This window comes from Streptosporangium sp. NPDC049046 (assembly GCF_040649155.1).
Taxonomy (GTDB): domain Bacteria; phylum Actinomycetota; class Actinomycetes; order Streptosporangiales; family Streptosporangiaceae; genus Streptosporangium.
On record NZ_JBEZEZ010000006.1, the window covers coordinates 56,826 to 74,261 of the forward strand.

Sequence of the window (17,436 nt, forward strand, 5' to 3'; positions counted from 1 at the left end):
TCGCCCGCCTTCGAGTCGTCTGTCGGTGGATCGCCCGGCCACGAGTGACCCGGCCACGAGTGACCCGGCCACGAGTGACCCGGCTACGAGTCGCCCGCCTTCGCGGAGGCGCCCGCCTTTCGTGGGGTGTCCGCCTTCGACGCCTCCCCGTCCGGGGCGTGCGGAGCCTGGGGGGTGGTGTGCTTGAGCGGGACCGCCGTGCCGCGGACCACGTCCAGCTGGACGGTCTGGCGGGGCGTCAGCAGGTCCAGCAGCCAGCTTCCCGCGATGCGCGCCCGGTTGCTCGGGATGGACAGCAGGTGGTAACCCCGGGTGACCACCTTGGCCGCCATGCCCGACAGCGGCACGCCCAGCGGGTTCGCGGCGGCACCGGTCCCTCCCAGGTCGACGACGAACCCCAGGTCGCTGTGCTTGTACGGCCGGAGCCGCCCGTGGCCGTAGGAGGCGGCGATGTTGCGGGCGGCCCGCCTGCCCTGGCGGCCCGCGTGCTGGGCGGTCATCGCCGTGTACTCGCCGGGCCGGGTGAGGTCGGGGACCGCGGCCGCGTCGCCGCAGGCGAAGATCTCCGGGTGGCCGGGCACCCTCAGGTACTCGTCGACGCGCAGCCGCCCCTTCACGGTCGGCAGGCCCAGGGACTCCACCATCGGGTCGGGGCGCACGCCGACACACCAGATCAGGGATTTGGTCGGTACGAACTCCCCGTCGGAGAGCTTCACCCCCTCGGCCGTCGCCTCGGCCACGCTCGTCTCGGTGCGAATCTCCATGCCCCGCTCGGACAGCGTCCGGTACGCGCTCCGCGACAGGCGTTCGTCCAGCTCGGGGAGGATGCGCGGGGCGATGTCGGCGAGGATCCAGCGCATCGGCTGGTCGCGCAGCCTCGGCCGGTGTCTGCGGAGGGCGTTCGTGAGCAACTGGCCCTGCGCCGCGACCTCGGTTCCGGTGTACCCGGCGCCCACGACCACGAAGGTGCACCTGGCCGCGCGCTCCTCGGGGTCGTCGGACGCGTCGGCGAGCTCGACCTGGCGGATCAGGTGGTCGCGCAGGTAGAGGGCCTCGACGATGCTGCGGAAGCCGTGGGCGTACTCGGCGACCCCGGGTACGGGCAGGAGTTTGTTGACGCTGCCGACCGCGACCACCAGGCGGTCGTAGCCCAGTTCGCGGTGGTTGCCCTCGGCGTCGGTGCACTTCACGCGGCGCGCCTCGATGTCGACGCTGTCCGCCGTGGCGAGCAGATACCGCACGCCGGGATAGTCGCCCGCCAGCGGGACCGCCACCTTGCGGGCGTCGAGGATGCCCGCCGCGACCTCCGGCAGCAGGGGCAGGTAGAGGAAGTAGTCGGTCGGATTGATCAGGACGATCTCGACCGCGCCCTTCGCGATCCGGGAGAGGGTACGGACCGCGGTGAAACCCGCGAACCCTCCTCCGATCACGACGACTCGTTGTCGTTCACCCATGACGTCGCTCCTTTCGGCACTCCGTTTCCAGCGGCGTGCCCCCTCTACCCCCGGGTCAAGCGTGATGGGCCGTCCCATATTGCCCACGCGGCTCGTACGGACGCCGCGGCGAGCGGGTGGGACGCGGGGCCGCGGAATGCCCGGGGAGCGGATAAGGAGGATTAATCGCCAGGTCATCGGGCGGGCAAGATGGCGGGGCGGGCGAGTGGGAGCCGCTTTCCCTGGGGATGGCCGGGAGAAGGCGGTGGAATCCAGATGCCGCGCCGATTCGAGGATGATCCGGTTTGTTGGAGGATCGGCCGGTTTGGAACGGCCGGTTCGGGGGCGGGTCTGCTTCGGGGATGGGCCGGTCCGAGGATGGGCCCCTCTTCGGGGACGGCGGGTTCGAGGGCGAGCCGGTTCGAAGGGGGTGGGTCGTGACGACCTCCGAACAGTCACGCGAGGAGCCGCTGACCTCACCGTTGGCGCCACGCGCGAAGGAGCCGGGCTCGATCGTCGTGCGCTGGCTCACCAGCACCGACCACAAGGTCATCGGCTACATGTACCTGATGACATCGTTCGTCTTCTTCCTGTTCGCCGGGCTGATGGCCATGGTCATCAGGGGGGAGCTCGCCCAGCCGGGACTGCAGGTGCTGACCACGGCGCAGTACAACCAGCTGTTCACCATGCACGGCACCCTCATGCTGCTGCTGTTCGCCACACCGCTGTTCGCCGGGTTCGCGAACGTGGTCATGCCGCTGCAGATCGGGGCGCCCGACGTGGCCTTCCCCCGGCTCAACATGGTGAGCTTCTGGCTCTTCCTGTTCGGCGGGCTCATCGCGAGCTTCGGCTTCCTCACCGGCGGGGGTGCCCCCGACTTCGGCTGGACGGGGTACACGCCGCTCTCCCACGCGACCTACTCCCCGCAGCTCGGCGGAGACCTGTGGATCGTGGGCCTGACGATGTCCGGGCTCGGCACGATCCTCGGCTCGGTGAACTTCATCACCACGATCATCTGTATGCGGGCCCCGGGGATGACGATGTTCCGCATGCCGATCTTCACCTGGAACACGCTGCTCACCGGTGTCCTGGTGCTGATGGCCTTCCCGGTGCTGGCCGCCGCGCTGCTCGCCCTGCTGGCCGACCGCAAGTTCGGCGCCCACATCTACGACCCGCAGACCGGGGGGCCGATCCTGTGGCAGCACCTGTTCTGGTTCTTCGGCCATCCGGAGGTCTACATCATCGCGCTGCCGTTCTTCGGCATCATCACCGAGGTGATTCCCGTCTTCAGCCGCAAGCCGCTGTTCGGCTACATCGGCCTGATCGGCGCGACGATCGCCATCGCGGGGCTGTCGATGACGGTGTGGGCGCACCACATGTTCGCCACGGGCCGGGTGCTGCTGCCGTTCTTCTCGTTCATGTCGTTCCTGATCGCGGTCCCGACCGGGGTGAAGTTCTTCAACTGGATCGGGACCATGTGGCGGGGGCACATCTCATTCGACACGCCCATGCTGTTCGTCGTGGGGTTCTTGGTGACGTTCCTGTTCGGCGGGCTGACCGGGGTCATCATGGCCTCCCCGCCGCTGGACTTCCACGTGCACGACTCGTACTTCGTGGTCGCGCACTTCCACTACGTGGTCTTCGGCACCGTGGTGTTCGCGATGTTCTCCGGCTTCTACTTCTGGTGGCCGAAGATGACCGGCAAGATGCTGAACGAGAAGCTGGGCAAGCTGCACTTCTGGACGCTGTTCATCGGCTTCCATGTCACCTTCTTCGTCCAGCACCTGCTGGGCGCGGAGGGCATGCCGCGCCGCTACGCCGACTACAGCGCGCTCGACGGGTTCACCACCCTCAATTTGATCTCCTCCATCGGCGCCCTCCTGCTCGGCCTCTCCACGCTGCCGTTCCTGTACAACCTCTGGTACACCGCTCGCCACGCTCCGCGCGTGACGGTGGACGACCCGTGGGGCTTCGGCAACTCGCTGGAGTGGGCCACCTCCTGCCCCCCGCCCCGGCACAACTTCACCTCGATCCCGGCCATCCGCTCCGAGCGGCCCGCCTTCGACCTGCACCATCCGAGGGTGGCGATGCAGCCGCGCCAGCTCGACCCGGCGGCGAGGCTCAAAGAGGAGATCTGACCGGCGGCACGGTGGTGATGCGACGGGCCGTCAGGGCGTCCGGGCCCGGCGAGGCGGTCCGCTCCCTTCCCTGTGCCCTTCTCAGGGGCCACCCGTGACGCGGCCGAGGGCGATCTCGGTGGTCTCCTCGGGGTACGGCGACAGGCGTACGGCGTCGGCGGGGGAGAGCAGACCTGCCGCCACCCGCCCGCACAACTCGGCGAGGGCGGCGATCTCCGCGTGCTGGGCGAGGACGAACGCACGGTCGACCGGGTCGCCGTGCCCGGGAACGACCGTGCCACCGGAGCCGGAGCCGGAGCCGGAGGTGGGGGTGGGGGTGGGGGTGGGGGTGGTCGTGTCACCGGAGGCGGGGAAAGACTCGGTCGTTCCATCGGGACCGGGACCGTCGTCGGGCCGGTCGAGCAGGCCGAGGAGCCCGGTGAGTGTGGCGGGCCATTCGAGGGGATAGGCGTCCTCGTAGGCGGGCGGCGCGCCGTTCTCCACCAGGTCCCCGGCGAAGATCACCCCGGCGTCCGGCACGTGAACGACGAGGTCGTTGCCGGAGTGGCCGCGGCCGAGGTGGGCGAGGACGACCGGGCGGTCCCCGACGACGAGCCGCGTCCGGTCGGTCACCAGGTGGTCCGGCGGCACGATCTCGGTCCTCGCGATGTCGTCGGCGATGTCCGGCCGCCCCAGATCCCGGTAGTACCGTTCCCACCCGTCCCTCGCCCGTTCGCCGTTCTCGACCAGGTCGGCGCGGCAGTCCTCGTGCGCCCAGACCGGGCAGCCGAGGAAGGACCGGGTGCCGAAGCTGTGGTCGAAGTGTGAATGGGTGATCGCCACCGTCCACGGGTCGCGGGTGATCCGTCTCACCTCCGCGAGCAGCTCCGCCCCCTGCCGCTCGTCTCCCCGCGTGTCGACCACCAGGCAGCCGCCGTCGCCCATGACCAGCCCCACGGACAGGTCCAGCTCGGCGTACCGCCGCACGAGCACCCGGTCCGCCACCTCGACCCATCGACCTTCCACGAGTCGCATTCTCCCCCCAACCCGGGACCTCGGCGCAGGCCCCCAGCCTGGGACCTCAACCCAGGACCTCAGCCCGGGGGCCTCAGCGCAGGCCCCCGGTCCGGGGCCTCAGCGCAGCGCCTCGGTTCAGGGCCTCACCCCAGGACCCGGCCGACCATCCGCGCGTACATCCGCCCCGGGCTCGGCACCGACGACGGGTGCAGGAAGCCGGGAAGCATCGGCAGGTCCACCGCGAAGGGCTGCAGCCGCTCGTAGAGGACGTCGGCTCCCGAGGGGCGGTTGTCCGGGTCCTTCTCCAGCAGGTCGGCGAGGAGGCGGTTCAGCTCGTCAGGGATGCCGGGCACCCGCGGCGGGCGCTCCTTCACCTGGCGCTCGAACACCGCGTACTCGGTGGGGCCGGTGAACAGCTGGCGGCCCGTCAGCATCTCGTGGATCACGCACCCGAGGGCGTAGAGATCGCTGCGGGGGCCGGACAGGCCGCGCTGGATCTGCTCGGGGGCCATGTACGACGGGGTGCCGAGGATCTGGCCCACCCGGGTGAACTGGGTGGAGTCGGACTCGCGCAGCACGGCCAGGCCGAAGTCGAGGACCTTCACGCTCCCGTCGGGGCAGAGCATCAGGTTGGTCGGCTTCAGGTCGCGGTGGCAGACGGACAGCGCGTGGGCGGCCGTCAGCACCGCGCACGCCTGGGCGGCGATCGCCGCCGCCCAGGGCACGGGGAGCGGGCCGTGCTCGCTGACCACGTCGGCCACGGTGACGCCCTCGATGAACTGCATCACCTGGAAGAGCCGCTGGTCGAAGGTGCCGAAGTCGTACAGGACCGGAGCGCCGGGGTGCTCCAGCCTGGCCAGGATGCGGGCCTCGCGCAGGAAACGCCGCTTCAGCTCCTCGTCGGGGCCGGTGAGGAACTTCAGGAACTTGACGGCCACCCTGCGGTCGAGATGCTTGTCGTGACCGCCGTAGACGGCCCCCATGCCTCCCTGGCCGAGAGGGAGGTCGTCGAGCACGTACCGGTCGCCGATGACCATCGACCCTCCCCTGGACCTGCGGGCATCAAGCCCCTTGGTCGCACGGCCGGAGATGGCCGTCGACCAGTCCGTCAAAGCCTAGCCGGATCAGCGTTTCCCCCAGCGTCCGTGTTTCACGCAGTTTGTCCTCCAGTTCGAACAGCTCGCGAAAGGCGGTGCCGTACATCCGCTGGTCGGACAGCGGCAGCACCGGCACCCGCGCCCGCCGCACGTCGAGGCGGCTGGAGCTGGGATGGATCCTGGCCGCGTCGGCGGAGCGCAGGAACCCGGCGAGGAACCCGGGGTCGAGCCGCTGCGGATCGACCCGGTAGAGCGTGAGCTGCGGGCCGAGCGCCGCGCCGCCGTGGGTGATCACCCTGACCGCGCCCAGCACGGTGGTCACCACGTCACCCGGCCGGATCATGACCAGGGCCGGGTCGAGGGTGGTCCGGCCGGAGGGCGGCGTGCCCGCCGCGGTGTCCTCGGCGGTCAGCACCGGCAGGGGACCCTCGTCGGCGGACATCCTCGCCGGTGCCTGCAGGATCGTGATCAGTCCCGCCTTGGCCAGCTCGCCGACCGTGGTGGTCGGCAGGTCCTGCCGTTCGGCGAGCGGCTGGAGGGCGGGGGTGGCGTCCGAGAGCAGGGCCGAGGTCTCCTTGAAGCCGGCCAGGGCGTCGGTGAAGTCGCGCAGGAGGTCGGGGCCGCCGTGCTGCGGGCGGTGCCTGGACGGGGCGAGGTCGACCTCGTCGTCGAGCAGGTCGATGATCCGTACCGTCCTGCTCTCGCCGGACAGCTCGGCCTCGGGGTCCTTCTGGTACGCGCGCCAGGCGGGCTCCACGATCGACAGGTCGTCACCGGCGTCCACCAGCAGCAGCCGGGACGGCGGACGCCCGCCGTCGGGCCTGCGGAGGATCCACAGGTCGGGACCGCCGGGCGCGAGCGTCACCACGGCACGCAGCGCGCCCGCCCGGAGCAGGTTGCCGCGGATCCGCTTGCCGGGACGGCGGCTGGCGGCGGCGGTGGGCATCAGGATCGCCACCAGGCCGCCCGGTCTCACCCGGGCCAGGCAGTGCTGCACCCACGCCAGCTCCGACTCCCCGCGCGGCGGTAGCCCGTACTCCCAGCGCGGGTCACCGGCGAGGTCCTCGTGTCCCCAGACCCGTTCGTTGAACGGCGGGTCGCAGACCACGGCGTCGGCGAGCTCACCGGCGAGGCGATCCTCGCGCAGCGAGTCGCCGGCGACGATCCGCGCCTCCGCGCCGCGCAGCAGCACCCGTACGGCGGTGAGCAGCGCGTTCGACTCGTTGATCTCCTGCCCCATCAGGACGGTCTTCCGTTCCGACCGGGTACGCCCCCTGCGGCCCGTCCGTGAGCCCGTGCGCGAGTCCGTCCGTGAGCCCGTGCGCGGCCCGGCGAGGGAGTCCGCGCCCAGCAGCAGTGTCCCGACGCCGCACGCGGGGTCGAGGACGACGCCGCCCTCCCCGGCCGCGAGCCCGACCATGAGCGCGGCCACGTCGTCCCTGGTGACCGGGAGCTGGCGGGAGTGGGCCTCGGCGTAGCGCTGGAACAGGAACTCGAAGACCTCCAGCGGGTCGCGCTCGGCGGCGAGCTCGGCCACCAGCCGGACGAGGGCGAGGTCGTCCAGAAGAAGATCGGCGGAGCCGGGAAGATCCGTCGTCACCTCGGCCACGCGGGTGAGAGACTTCGTACCATGATCACGCCAGAGGGTGGGTTCGCGGCGCAGGAAGAGCAGGAACGCGCCGACCCCGCCCACGAGTTCGCCCAGCCTGAGGTCGTCGACCGAGGTGCGCATCCGCTGCCAGACCAGGTCGCCGAGCGAGACCTCGAACGACTTGCCGTTCGCGCGCAACCACACGGCGATCTCGGGCAGGGAGAACAGCGGGCTGGAGGTGGTGCCGCCCACCGGCTGGGGAAAGTCCTCGTGGCGGCGGCGCCAGTTGCTCACCGCAGCCCTGCCGACCCCGGCGAGCCGGGCGATGTCGCCCGCGTTCACGGTGATCTCCTGACTCTCCTCCATGGTGGGTCACAGTAGTTGACCGTGCCGCAACGGTCTACAACGACTTTGCTTGTGAAGTGCTTCAACCAATGATTTACTGCCCTCATGGCACTGAACCAACCACTTGCACTGCGCTACGCGGCCCGCTCCGACGTGGGTGTCCGTCGTGAGGCGAACGAGGACTCGGGCTACGCGAGTGCACGCCTGCTCGCCATAGCCGACGGCATGGGTGGTCACGCGGGTGGAGAGGTCGCCAGTTCACTTGCCGTCACAGCCATGGCGAAGCTGGACGACACCCTGCCCGCCGACGGTGTCGACCTGCTCGCCGCGCTCAAGGGCGCGGCGAGGGACGTGAACCACACGCTGCACGACATGAGCGAGCAGGACCCCACGCTCCGCGGCATGGGCACCACGTTGACCGCGATGCTCTGGAACGGTGCCACCTTCGCCCTGGCCCACGTGGGAGACTCCCGGGCCTACATGCTGCGCGACGGCGCCCTGTACCAGATCACCCACGACCACACCCTGGTCCAGTCGCTGGTGGACGAGGGGCGGATCACCCCGGAGCAGGCCGCCGAGCACCCGCGCCGGTCGATGGTGCTGCGGGTCCTCGAAGGCACCGGCGACGGGGAGCTGGACCTTTCGCTGCGCGAGGCCTACCCGCAGGACCGCTACCTGCTCTGCTCCGACGGTCTGACCGCCGTGGTCGGCCCCGAGACCCTGTTCAACACGCTGACCGAGATCTCCGACCCCGACGAGGCCGTCCGCCGGCTCATCGACCTGGCCAACCGGGGCGGCGGCCCCGACAACATCACCTGCATCGTGGCCGACTTCGGGGCGCCCACCGGCGCGGCCCAGCCGGGCCCGGCCATCGTGGGCGCCGCGGTCGAGCGGAAACTTCCCCTCTGACCCGCGATCCCGCGGACGGCCGAGGGCGACCTCCCGCAGGAGGACCCCGGGCCCCCGACTCGCGGGCCCTGGCCTTCGACGCTCACCGAGGGCACCGGCTCCCGGCGTTCGGCAGGTCACGCGGCTTGGTGGCGCCGGGCTCCTGGATTTACCAGGTTTTGCCGGTGATGCGTTCGTAGGCTTCGATGTAGCGCTGCCGGGTGATCTCCACGACTTCGGCGGGCACCTCGGGGGCGGGTTCCTTCTTGTCCCAGCCCGTGCCGGTCGCCCAGTCGCGCACGTACTGCTTGTCGAAGGAGAACTGCGCGTGGCCGGGCTCCCACCGGTCGGCGGGCCAGAATCGGGAGGAGTCGGAGGTGAGCACCTCGTCGCCGAGCACGAGGGTGCCCTCGGAGTCCCAGCCCAGCTCGATCTTGGTGTCCGCGATGATGACGCCCCGCTCCGCGGCGAGCTCGGAGCCTCGCCGGTAGATCTCCAGCGTGATCCGCCGGAACTCCTCGGCGACCTCCGCGCCCTCCAGGGCGACGACGTCCTCGAAGGAGATGGGCTCGTCGTGCTGCCCGAGCGGTGCCTTGGTGGACGGGGTGAAGATCGGCTCGGGCAGTTTGGAGCCGTCGAGCAGACCGGGCGGGAGCGGTACGCCGGAGACCGATCCGTGCTCCCGGTACTCCTTCAGACCGCCTCCGGTCAGGTAGCCGCGCGCGACGCACTCGACCTTCGCCATCGTCAGCTTCCTGCACCGCACCGCGCGCCCCTCGAACTCGGCGGGCACGTCGGTCGCCGAGATCACGTGGTTGAGCACGATGTCGGCGAGCTGGTCGAACCACCACAGTGACAGCCGTGTGAGGATCTTCCCCTTGTCGGGGATCGGGGTGGGCAGGATCACGTCGTACACCGACACCCGGTCGGACGCCACCAGGATGATGTCCCCGCGGTCCTCGTAGACGTCGCGGACCTTCCCTGAATGAAGAAGCTTCACTGCGTTCCTTGCTCTCGCTCGACCCGGCGGCCACCTCGCGGGCCACCGGTCGCTGACCGACACCTGCCCACCGTATTCGAGATCCGGCGGCGACCCGGCAACCGGGCACCCCCTCACCTGCTCGGGGGAGAGTTTCGCGACCCCCTTGGCCGACGGCCCTCGCTACTCGCAGGGCCGTGCTCCCTTCGGTGCCAAGCTCACGTGGGACGCCGCGGTCGACTCCGCAGCAGGTCGGCCAGGACCACGGCCTCGCTGATGTCGGCCTGCCTGGTCGCGGTCAGGAGCGTCACCGTTCGCCGCCTCGCCAGCTCCCGCAGGTGCTCCAGCGCGGCGGCCCGCTCGGGGTCCTTCAGTTCGGCCCGGTAGCGGTGGCGGAACTCCTCGAACCGAGCCGGATCGTGGCCGTACCACTTGCGCAACTCGGTCGAGGGCGCCACCGCCTTGCACCACTCCTGAAGATGCGCCTTCTCCTTGGAGAGCCCGCGCGGCCAGACCCGATCGACCAGCACCCTGGCACCGTCCTCGGCCTCCGGCTCCTCGTAGATCCGGCGCACCCGTACTTCTGGTTCGTCAGCCATGACGTGGTCGTTCCCGGGTGACGGTAATGGCAGCCACCCGGTGGAGTCGATCAGTCGGGTGAGAGGCGGTCGGCGGCGTGTTCGATGGCGGTGCTCACCCGGTCGGCCAGCAGGCCGACCGCGCCGACCGCGCGGGTCATCGGGTCGTCCTCCGCGCCGCCGAGAGCCTGGGAACGCAGGTAGGCGGTCTTCACCTCGGCCCACCGCGCGGCCTGCACGGGGGTGATGGTGCCGCGCAGCTCGGCCAGTTTGAGCAGGTTGGCCTCCGCGCCCGAGGTGAGGGTCTGGGCCTCGCCGAGATAGTGGTCGTCGATCACGGCCTCCAGCTCGGCGTCGTTCATCACCGGGACGACCCTGGCCGCGAGCTTGTTCATGTTCCGGTACGAGCCCTGGAGCTGGAACGGAGGCTCGGTCCGTGACGCGTCCGCCTGGGCGGCGGAGGCGATGTACGCCTGGTTGTTGGCGAGCACCACCCGCTGGATCCGCAGCAGCTTGCGCAGCACCGCGAGGACCTGCTCCAGCTCCACCGAGGAGTACGGGTGGGAGAGCTGGTCGGCCCGGACCCCCGAGTCGCCCCGCGCCAGCCGTACCAGAAGGCGGATGTCGCCCCGGTCGCGGGTGGAGAGCGGCGCCAGGACCGGGTTGGAGGTGAGCGCGTTGTCGATGTAGCTCAGCGCGAACAGCTCGTCCCGCCCCGACAGCACGTCGCCGAGGTTCCACACGTCGGCGCGGTTGGCGAGCATGTCGGGGATGCGGAAGCGCTTGCCCGCCTCGGTGTACGGGTTGCCCGCCATGCAGACCGCGAAGCGCTTGCCACGCAGGTCGTAGGTGCGGGTCTTCCCCTCCCATACACCCTCCATCCGGCGCTGGCCGTCGCACAGGGAGATGAACTTCTGCAGCAGCTCGGGGGAGGTGTGCTGGATGTCGTCCAGGTACAGCAGGACGTTGTTGCCCATCTCCAGCGCGAAGGAGATCTTCTCGATCTCCTGCCGCGCCGTCGCGTCGGGCGCCTGCGCCGGGTCCACCGAGGTCACCAGGTGGCCCAGGGCCGGGCCGTTGACCTTGACGAAGATCAGCCCGAGCCGGTTGGCCACGTACTCCATGAGGGTGGTCTTGCCGTAGCCCGGCGGGGAGATGAGCAGCAGCATGCCCATCTGGTCGGTCCGCTTGGCGTCCCCGGCCGCGCCGAGCTGCTTGGCCAGGTTGTCGCCGATCAGCGGCAGGTAGACCTCGTCGAGCAGCTGGTTGCGGACGAAGGCGGTCATCACCTTCGGCTGGAACTCCTCCAGCCTCAGCCGCTCGCGTTCGGCCGCGACCAGCTCGTTGCGCCGCCTCTGGTAGGCGCGGTACGCGGGGACGCGGTGGTCGCGGAAGTGCCGGGTCCTGGTCAGGAACTCGTCCAGGCGAAGCTCCATCGCGTGCCCGGAGATCCGCGGGTGCGTGCCGAGCAGCCCTTCGACCGTGACGGTCAGCGCCGCGGAGGAGTCGTGCCGGGGCACCTCGCACAGCAGTACGGCCACCGCCTCCACCAGCTCCGCGGAACCGGCTCCCGGAGCCCCTCCCGCGCCCGCTTCCCGGCCTCCCGCCGACGTCGAGCCGAGCGCCGAGCCCGAACCCAGTGCCGAGCCCGAACCCGACCCTGAGCCGGGAGCCGAGCCCTCGAAGGCCGAGAGCCACGCCTCGGCCAGGCGGTGGCGTGCGGCGAGGTCGTCGCCGAGCGCCCGCAGGTCGTCCTCGAACTCCCCGCGCGCCGGTCCCAGCGCCCGGTCGAACCGGTCGAGCAGCGATCGCGCCCCCGCACCGGTCACGAAACCGAACGGCTTGCCGGGCAGCTCCTCGAAGAGATACTCCCCGGCCAGCTCGAAGACGCCCTCGTCCCCCCGCGTGCGCGTCCCGCCCGTCCGGGACTCCCCGGCCGTGCTCGTGGCGGCGACGGCGAGCGCGCCCGCCGCGCTGCCCGGCCGGTCGTGGAGACCCCGGACGAAGGACGTGATCGCGGAGCCGAGGGCGGCGCGGGTCTCCTGGACCGCCTCCACCCCGCCGAACAAGGCCCGTGCCCGCACGAGCGACGTCGCCCGGGTGGTCCACGCCGCGCGGGCCGTCTCGTCGGTGCCGAAGGCCCAGAAGAGCTGGGCGGCGGCCCTCGCGGCGGGCGGGTAGCGCAGCAGTCCGGCGCCCGCGTGCAGGCGGAGCGCGGCCCGCAGGATCGCGGTGGCGTCGTGGTCGTGGACACCCCGTTCGTAGCCCTCGTCGTACCGGGTCTCCGCCACCTTGCGGACGATCTCCAGCAGTTCCCCGCCGTCCACCGCGGCCTCGTGCAGCGCGTCCAGGGAGACCTGCCGCCCGCCCGGGGAGCCCGGGGACCCCAGGGACAGGGTGCCGGCCTCGGCGGCGGCGAGGATCGAGGCGGCGAGGTGCTCGCCCCGGTAGACCTCGGGCGACTCCGAGACCGTCAGCTGGTTCCAGAACGGCCGGGTCTCCTCGAAGGCCGCGTCGCGCACCGGGGAGCGGTAGTCGGTCCCGGTGACGGCGAAGGCCATCTGGTCCTGGTGCGGGACGAGGGTGAGGTCGGGCGCCTGGGTGTTGACCGCGAACAGGTGGCGGCCGAGCCGGATGGTCTCCCCGCCGTCGCTGTAGAGGTCGAGCCGGTCGCGCAGGGCGCGGCCAGCCTCCTGGCGGGCCGACTTGATCCGGCCTTCGAGCTCTTCGGCGCGCACCTGGTCGCCCAGCGCGCGCAGCTCCCCGGCCACGCCCTTCAGCTTGAGCACCATCGGGTCGGACCCGAAGTAGGTGTTGACCTCGTCCAGCGACGTCAGCCCGGCCACCCGGCGCCGCACGCTCGACAGGATGCGCGTCGCCGAGTCGGCGAGCCGGTCGGCGCGGCGGGCCCGCTCGTCCAGCAGCGCCTGGCGGCGCGAGGAGAACGCCTCGTAGACGTCCTCCCGCTTGGAGGCGAGCTGCCCCAGGAAGTCGTCGAACTCGGTGAAGCGCGACTCCAGGTTCTCCAGCTGGAGCATCAGGCGGCCCAGCTGCTCGTCGCAGCGCTCGGGGGTGTCGGACATCGCGAGCGCCCCGGTGATCGCCTGCCCGAGCAGGGCGTACTCGGCCGCGAAGGCCGCCCGCCCCTCACCGGCGAGCAGTTCCGCGCGCCGGGCCTCCAGGGTGGCGCGGGCGCGGTTCACCCCGCCGAGCACCTCGCCGACCCGCTCCAGGATGGCGGTCCTCACCGTGGCGTCGGCGATGTCGAGCGTGCCGACCACCTCGACCACGATCTCCAGGCCGCGGGCCTGCCCCTCCAGCCGCTCGCCGACCGGCCCCGCCTCGGCCACGGTCGTGATGGCGCCCGCGTCGGCGACCAGCCGCTCGACCTCCGCGTGGTACCCGGCGAAGGCGTCGTCCCCCCGCAGGAACTCCGCCGCGCGCCGCGCGGTGCCGCCCAGCTCGGTCGTGAGTTCCGCGTCGAGCGCGTCGATCCTCGCGGTGTCGACGTGGCGCAGCTCGCGCAGGGTCACCAGGTGTCCCTGCGAGCGCCGCAGCTCCGACAGCCGGTCGATCCAGCCCCGCGCGGACCTGGGCGCGTCGGCCCGCGTGTGCCGTACGAGCGCGGTGACCTCGGCCTCGGCGGTCTCCAGCGCCTCGGCGGCCTGCCGGGTGAGCGACTGGACCTTCTCGAACTCGTCGAGCACCTGCTCGGCGGTGGCCCGCAGGTCGGCGAGCGGGCCGCGCAGCCGGTGCTCGCCCAGCCAGTGGTAGTGGTCGAAGACCCGGGCGCAGGAGGCGATCAGCGCCTCGAAGACCGGGATCGACGGCGCCATCTCCTCGACCATCCGCGCCACCGAGAGGCAGTCGGAGATGCCGCGCACCAGCTCCGCGTTGCCGATCCGCTCCAGCGGCCCGGTGCCGACCGGGCGCCCGGCCGCGTAGACGTCCGACTGGTAGGCCGTCTGCCAGACCTGCATGGGGTGGACGCGGGTGGGCTCGTCGGAGGTGGCCCTGAAGACGACCAGAGTGCCGTCGTCGAACAGCGAGTACCCATGACACGACAGCGGGGTCTCCACCCGCTTGCGGATCACGTTGTACGGCAGCAGCAGCGACCGGCCCTCGGCGCGGGCGTGGAAGACGTACAGCACGTCCTCGCCGTTGGGGGAGCGGATCACCCGCTCGAACTCCAGCTCGGACACGTCGGTGTCGAACGTCTTGTTCACCCCGGTGGACAGGTAGTAGCCGCCGGGGAAGATGATCCCCTGGTCCTCGGGCAGGCGCTGGCAGGCCTGCCCGATGCCGTCGAGGCGGACCACCTCCTTGGTCCGGGTGTTGAACACCAGGTGGCGCCACTCGGGTTCCTTGTACGGCCGCACCCGCAGCAGGATCAGCGGGCCGATCCTGGCGTGGTGGACCTCCGCGTCGGCGAGGCTCTGCAGCGGCTCCGTGACGGGCTCACGGTAGACGCCCTCCCCGCTCTCGGTGTTGTTCTCGATCTTGATGGTGAGGTCGCCGCCGACGGTCTCGACGAACACCTCGCCCTCGATCGAGATGTGCGGGTGGCGGCCCAGCACGTGGTCGTCGCGGGTGGTGGGAATCCACTCGAAGTCGTGCGAGGGCGGGAAGGTGTGGTCGCGCTCGCCACGGTCGTCGATGTACGAGAGCGTGCCGTCGGCATCGACCTGCCAGCGCAGCACGCGGGTGTCCTGCGGGCCGGTCTGGAAGACGGCGAGCAACTTGCCCTCGACCCGGCGGAGCTGGAGCAGCCGGGTCTCCCGGTAGTACCGGTAGAGGTCGGCGAAGTCCCGCTCGAAGCGCGGGTCGCGGAACATCGGCACGGGGTCGAACCGGAACGCGCTCCCGCCGTTCTCCGTGCTCCCGCCGCTCCCGCCGCTCCCGCCGCCCCCGTCCTCCCGGACGAACGTGTGCGCGGAGAAGACGTCCTCGATGGTCGTCTCCGGCTTCATCCCGATGAACACGTTGTAGCCGAAGAGCATGAGCCCGCCGACCGAGACGATGTCGCGAGGCACGCAATTGTTCTCGGTGCGTATCCGCTCGGTGCCGATGAGACGCAGTTCGGCCCCGCCGAACACCGCGAGGCGTTCGGCGTTGAGCGCGTCGGACTGCCGGGCCAGCTCGGCGGCCTGCTCGGCCAGCCGGGCGCGGAGCACCTCGTAGGTGCCCGCGTCCAGCCCCGCCCCCTCGCCGGGGGCGCCGGTGACGGCCTCCGCCGTGGAGGACGTCACCGCTTGACGGATCCGGTGGAGTTGCCGGTGGAGTTGCCGACGGTGTCGAGCGCCGCGACGGGGACCTCGGTCGTGGCCGGCGCCTGGGTCTCACTCAGCAGGCCGCGCAGTTTGTCCGCGTCGGGACCGCCCTCGTTCATCATTTTCATCAGCAGCGCGGACAGCGAGAGGTTGCGCACGTCGGCGGTGTCGATCGAGCCGATCACCCTGCCCAGGTCGGCGGGGAGGCTCGCCGAGCCGTCCAGGTAGGGCCCGGCCAGGGTGCGGGTGACGTCGGAGTTCTCCACGAAGCCGTCCACGGCCTTGCCCATGCTGATCGAGTTCATCAGCCGGTCGAAGAAAACGGTGTCGCCGCCGACGATGTCGATGTTGGCCTTGGACAATCCGGCCGACACCACGGAGGCCTGCGCCTCGGCGATCTTGAACTGGGCGTTCACCCCGGCGAGGCGGATCTCCTTCTCGGCGTCCAGGCGCAGGCGGTACTCCTCGTGGGAGCGGGTCGCGTCGGTGAGCGCGGCCATCGCCGCGGCCTTCTCGGTGAGACCCTCGGCCTCGGCCTTGAGCTTCTCGCCGACCGTCGCGGCCGCGGCGAGCGCCATGGCCTGCTCGCCCTCGGCCTCGGCCTTGAGCTTCTCGCGGACCGCGGTGGCGGCGGCGTGGGCCCTGGCCTGCTCGCCCTCGGCGATCGCGAGCGCCTTCTCCCGCTCGACGGCGGCCTCGGCGCGGCCGACCTTCTCGATCGCCGCGGCGTCCCGCTCGCGTACCTGCACCTCGGCCAGGCCGACGGCGGCGGCCTCGGCCTGCACGCCCTCGGCGAGACGGATCTTGGCGCGGGCGTCGAGCTCGGCCGCCTGCTGCCGCGACTCGGCCAGCACCAGCGCCTCGCGCGCCCGGTGCTTGGACGACGCCTCGGAGGCCTCGGCCGCCTTGATGTCCTTGACCAGGCTCTCCTGCGCCTCGGCCTCGGCCTGGATGATCACAGCCTGGCGGGTCCGCTCGGCCTCCTCGACCACGCGCAGGCGCTTGATGCTCTCCTCCTGCTCGGCGACCGTCTTCTCCACCACGATCCGCTCGCGGATCACCTCGGCGATGGAGCGCTTCTCGCCCTCCAGCTCCTTGTCCTTGGAGATGCGCGACAGCTCGGTCTCGCGCTCGCGGGCGATCACCTCGAGCAGGCGGTCCTTCTCGATGCGCTCGGTCTCGATGGCGATGACCCGCTCGCGGTTCTTCGCCGCCACCGCGATCTCACGGGCCTGGTTCTCGTGCTGGACGCCGAGCTGCTCGTCGGTGCGCAGGTGCGCGGCCTGCGCCTTGAGCCGCTCCTCGGCCTGGACCTTGGCGGTCTCCGCCTCCTCGCGGGCCCGCATGGTCTCGACCTCGCGCTTCTGCTTGGTCTCCGCGTCGGCCTGCCGGCGCTCCAGCTCCAGGATCGCCTCCCGCGCGTCCACGTTCTGGCGGGTGATCTCCTTCTCCTCGCGCCGCTGGAACTCGTTGGTCCGGACGTGCTCGATGGCGGTGAGCTCGGTGATCTTCCTGATGCCCTGCGCGTCGAGGATGTTGTTCCTGTCCAGGGCGGCCAGGGAGGTCTGCTCCAGGTAGTCGATGGCCGCGTCCTCAAGGCTGTAGCCGTTGAGGTCGGTGCCGATGACCTGGATGATCTGGTCGCGGAACTGGTCACGCTGGGTGTAGAGGTCCACGAAGTCGAGCTGCTTGCCGACCGTCTTGAGCGCCTCGGAGAACTTGGCGTTGAACAGCTCCTGCAGCGTTTCCTGGTCGCTCGCGCGTGCGGTGCCGATGGCCTGGGCGACCTTCACCACGTCCTCGACGGTCTTGTTGACGCGGACGAAGAAGGTGATGCGGATGTCGGCGCGGATGTTGTCGCGGCAGATCAGGCCCTCACGGCCGGTGCGCGCGATCTCGATGGTCTTCACCGAGATGTCCATCAGCTCGGACTTGTGGAAGACGGGCAGCACGACGGCGCCGGTGAAGGTGACGTCAACCTTGTTGATCTTCGAGATGATCAGGGCCTTGCCCTGTTCCACCTTGTAGAACAACCGGCTGATCATGAAGAGCATGCCGATGACGACGAGGAGGACGACGGCGAGAAGGATGCCGAGCCCGGTGGATATGACGTCCAATGTG

Annotated in this window: 10 protein-coding genes; 2 read left to right on the forward strand and 8 right to left on the reverse strand. The window is 70.9% G+C overall.

The window, feature by feature from the left end; all coding sequences use genetic code 11:
- Nucleotides 1–83: 83 nt before the first annotated feature.
- Complete coding sequence (locus AB0B96_RS10055) at nt 84–1,454, reverse strand: NAD(P)/FAD-dependent oxidoreductase (protein ID WP_362897457.1); 1,371 nt, start codon at nt 1,452–1,454, stop codon at nt 84–86.
- 449 nt (nt 1,455–1,903) lie between these two features.
- Between AB0B96_RS10055 and ctaD the strand changes: the two genes are divergently transcribed.
- Entirely contained in the window at nt 1,904–3,571 is a 1,668-nt protein-coding gene (gene ctaD / locus AB0B96_RS10060; protein ID WP_362897770.1) for a cytochrome c oxidase subunit I, read from the forward strand.
- An 81-nt stretch (nt 3,572–3,652) separates the two neighbouring features.
- On the opposite strand, the gene AB0B96_RS10065 is transcribed toward ctaD, so the two are convergent.
- The 3 genes from AB0B96_RS10065 to AB0B96_RS10075 all read right to left on the reverse strand — a co-directional run bounded on the left by AB0B96_RS10065 (nt 3,653) and on the right by AB0B96_RS10075 (nt 7,621).
- Nucleotides 3,653–4,585 (reverse strand): MBL fold metallo-hydrolase, encoded by a 933-nt coding sequence (locus AB0B96_RS10065; protein ID WP_362897458.1) that lies wholly within the window; start codon nt 4,583–4,585, stop codon nt 3,653–3,655.
- Between the two features lie 125 nt (nt 4,586–4,710).
- Complete coding sequence (locus tag AB0B96_RS10070; RefSeq protein ID WP_362897459.1) at nt 4,711–5,604, reverse strand: serine/threonine-protein kinase; 894 nt, start codon at nt 5,602–5,604, stop codon at nt 4,711–4,713.
- Between the two features lie 25 nt (nt 5,605–5,629).
- Nucleotides 5,630–7,621, reverse strand: coding sequence for an N-6 DNA methylase (locus AB0B96_RS10075; protein ID WP_362897460.1), 1,992 nt, complete (start codon nt 7,619–7,621; stop codon nt 5,630–5,632).
- Nucleotides 7,622–7,705: 84 nt separating this feature from the next.
- On the opposite strand from AB0B96_RS10075, the gene AB0B96_RS10080 reads away from it, so the two are divergent.
- The gene (locus AB0B96_RS10080) at nt 7,706–8,509 is read left to right on the forward strand and encodes a PP2C family serine/threonine-protein phosphatase (RefSeq protein ID WP_350948503.1); all 804 of its coding nucleotides are present in this window, start codon (nt 7,706–7,708) and stop codon (nt 8,507–8,509) included.
- 148 nt (nt 8,510–8,657) lie between these two features.
- On the opposite strand, the gene AB0B96_RS10085 is transcribed toward AB0B96_RS10080, so the two are convergent.
- The 4 genes from AB0B96_RS10085 to AB0B96_RS10100 all read right to left on the reverse strand — a co-directional run bounded on the left by AB0B96_RS10085 (nt 8,658) and on the right by AB0B96_RS10100 (nt 17,432).
- On the reverse strand, nt 8,658–9,488 hold the full coding sequence (locus AB0B96_RS10085; RefSeq protein WP_362897461.1) for a phosphoribosylaminoimidazolesuccinocarboxamide synthase: 831 nt from the start codon (nt 9,486–9,488) through the stop codon (nt 8,658–8,660).
- 197 nt (nt 9,489–9,685) lie between these two features.
- A complete protein-coding gene (locus tag AB0B96_RS10090; RefSeq protein WP_362897462.1) occupies nt 9,686–10,066 on the reverse strand; it encodes a DUF488 family protein in 381 nt (126 codons plus the stop codon).
- A 50-nt stretch (nt 10,067–10,116) separates the two neighbouring features.
- Nucleotides 10,117–15,294 (reverse strand): DNA repair ATPase, encoded by a 5,178-nt coding sequence (locus AB0B96_RS10095; RefSeq protein WP_362897463.1) that lies wholly within the window; start codon nt 15,292–15,294, stop codon nt 10,117–10,119.
- On the reverse strand, nt 15,291–17,432 hold the full coding sequence (locus tag AB0B96_RS10100; protein WP_350948507.1) for a flotillin family protein: 2,142 nt from the start codon (nt 17,430–17,432) through the stop codon (nt 15,291–15,293). The genes AB0B96_RS10095 and AB0B96_RS10100 overlap by 4 nt, the downstream gene beginning before the upstream one ends.
- Between the last annotated feature and the right edge of the window lie 4 nt (nt 17,433–17,436).

What these genes read in the sequence shown, in the direction of transcription:
- AB0B96_RS10055 (WP_362897457.1), bottom strand. Translation starts at nt 1,454, where the DNA reads ATGGGTGAACGACAACGAGTCGTCGTGATCGGAGGAGGGTTCGCGGGT.
- AB0B96_RS10080 (WP_350948503.1), top strand. Translation starts at nt 7,706, where the DNA reads ATGGCACTGAACCAACCACTTGCACTGCGCTACGCGGCCCGCTCCGAC.
- AB0B96_RS10065 (WP_362897458.1), bottom strand. Translation starts at nt 4,585, where the DNA reads ATGCGACTCGTGGAAGGTCGATGGGTCGAGGTGGCGGACCGGGTGCTC.
- AB0B96_RS10075 (WP_362897460.1), bottom strand. Translation starts at nt 7,621, where the DNA reads ATGGAGGAGAGTCAGGAGATCACCGTGAACGCGGGCGACATCGCCCGG.
- AB0B96_RS10090 (WP_362897462.1), bottom strand. Translation starts at nt 10,066, where the DNA reads ATGGCTGACGAACCAGAAGTACGGGTGCGCCGGATCTACGAGGAGCCG.
- AB0B96_RS10070 (WP_362897459.1), bottom strand. Translation starts at nt 5,604, where the DNA reads ATGGTCATCGGCGACCGGTACGTGCTCGACGACCTCCCTCTCGGCCAG.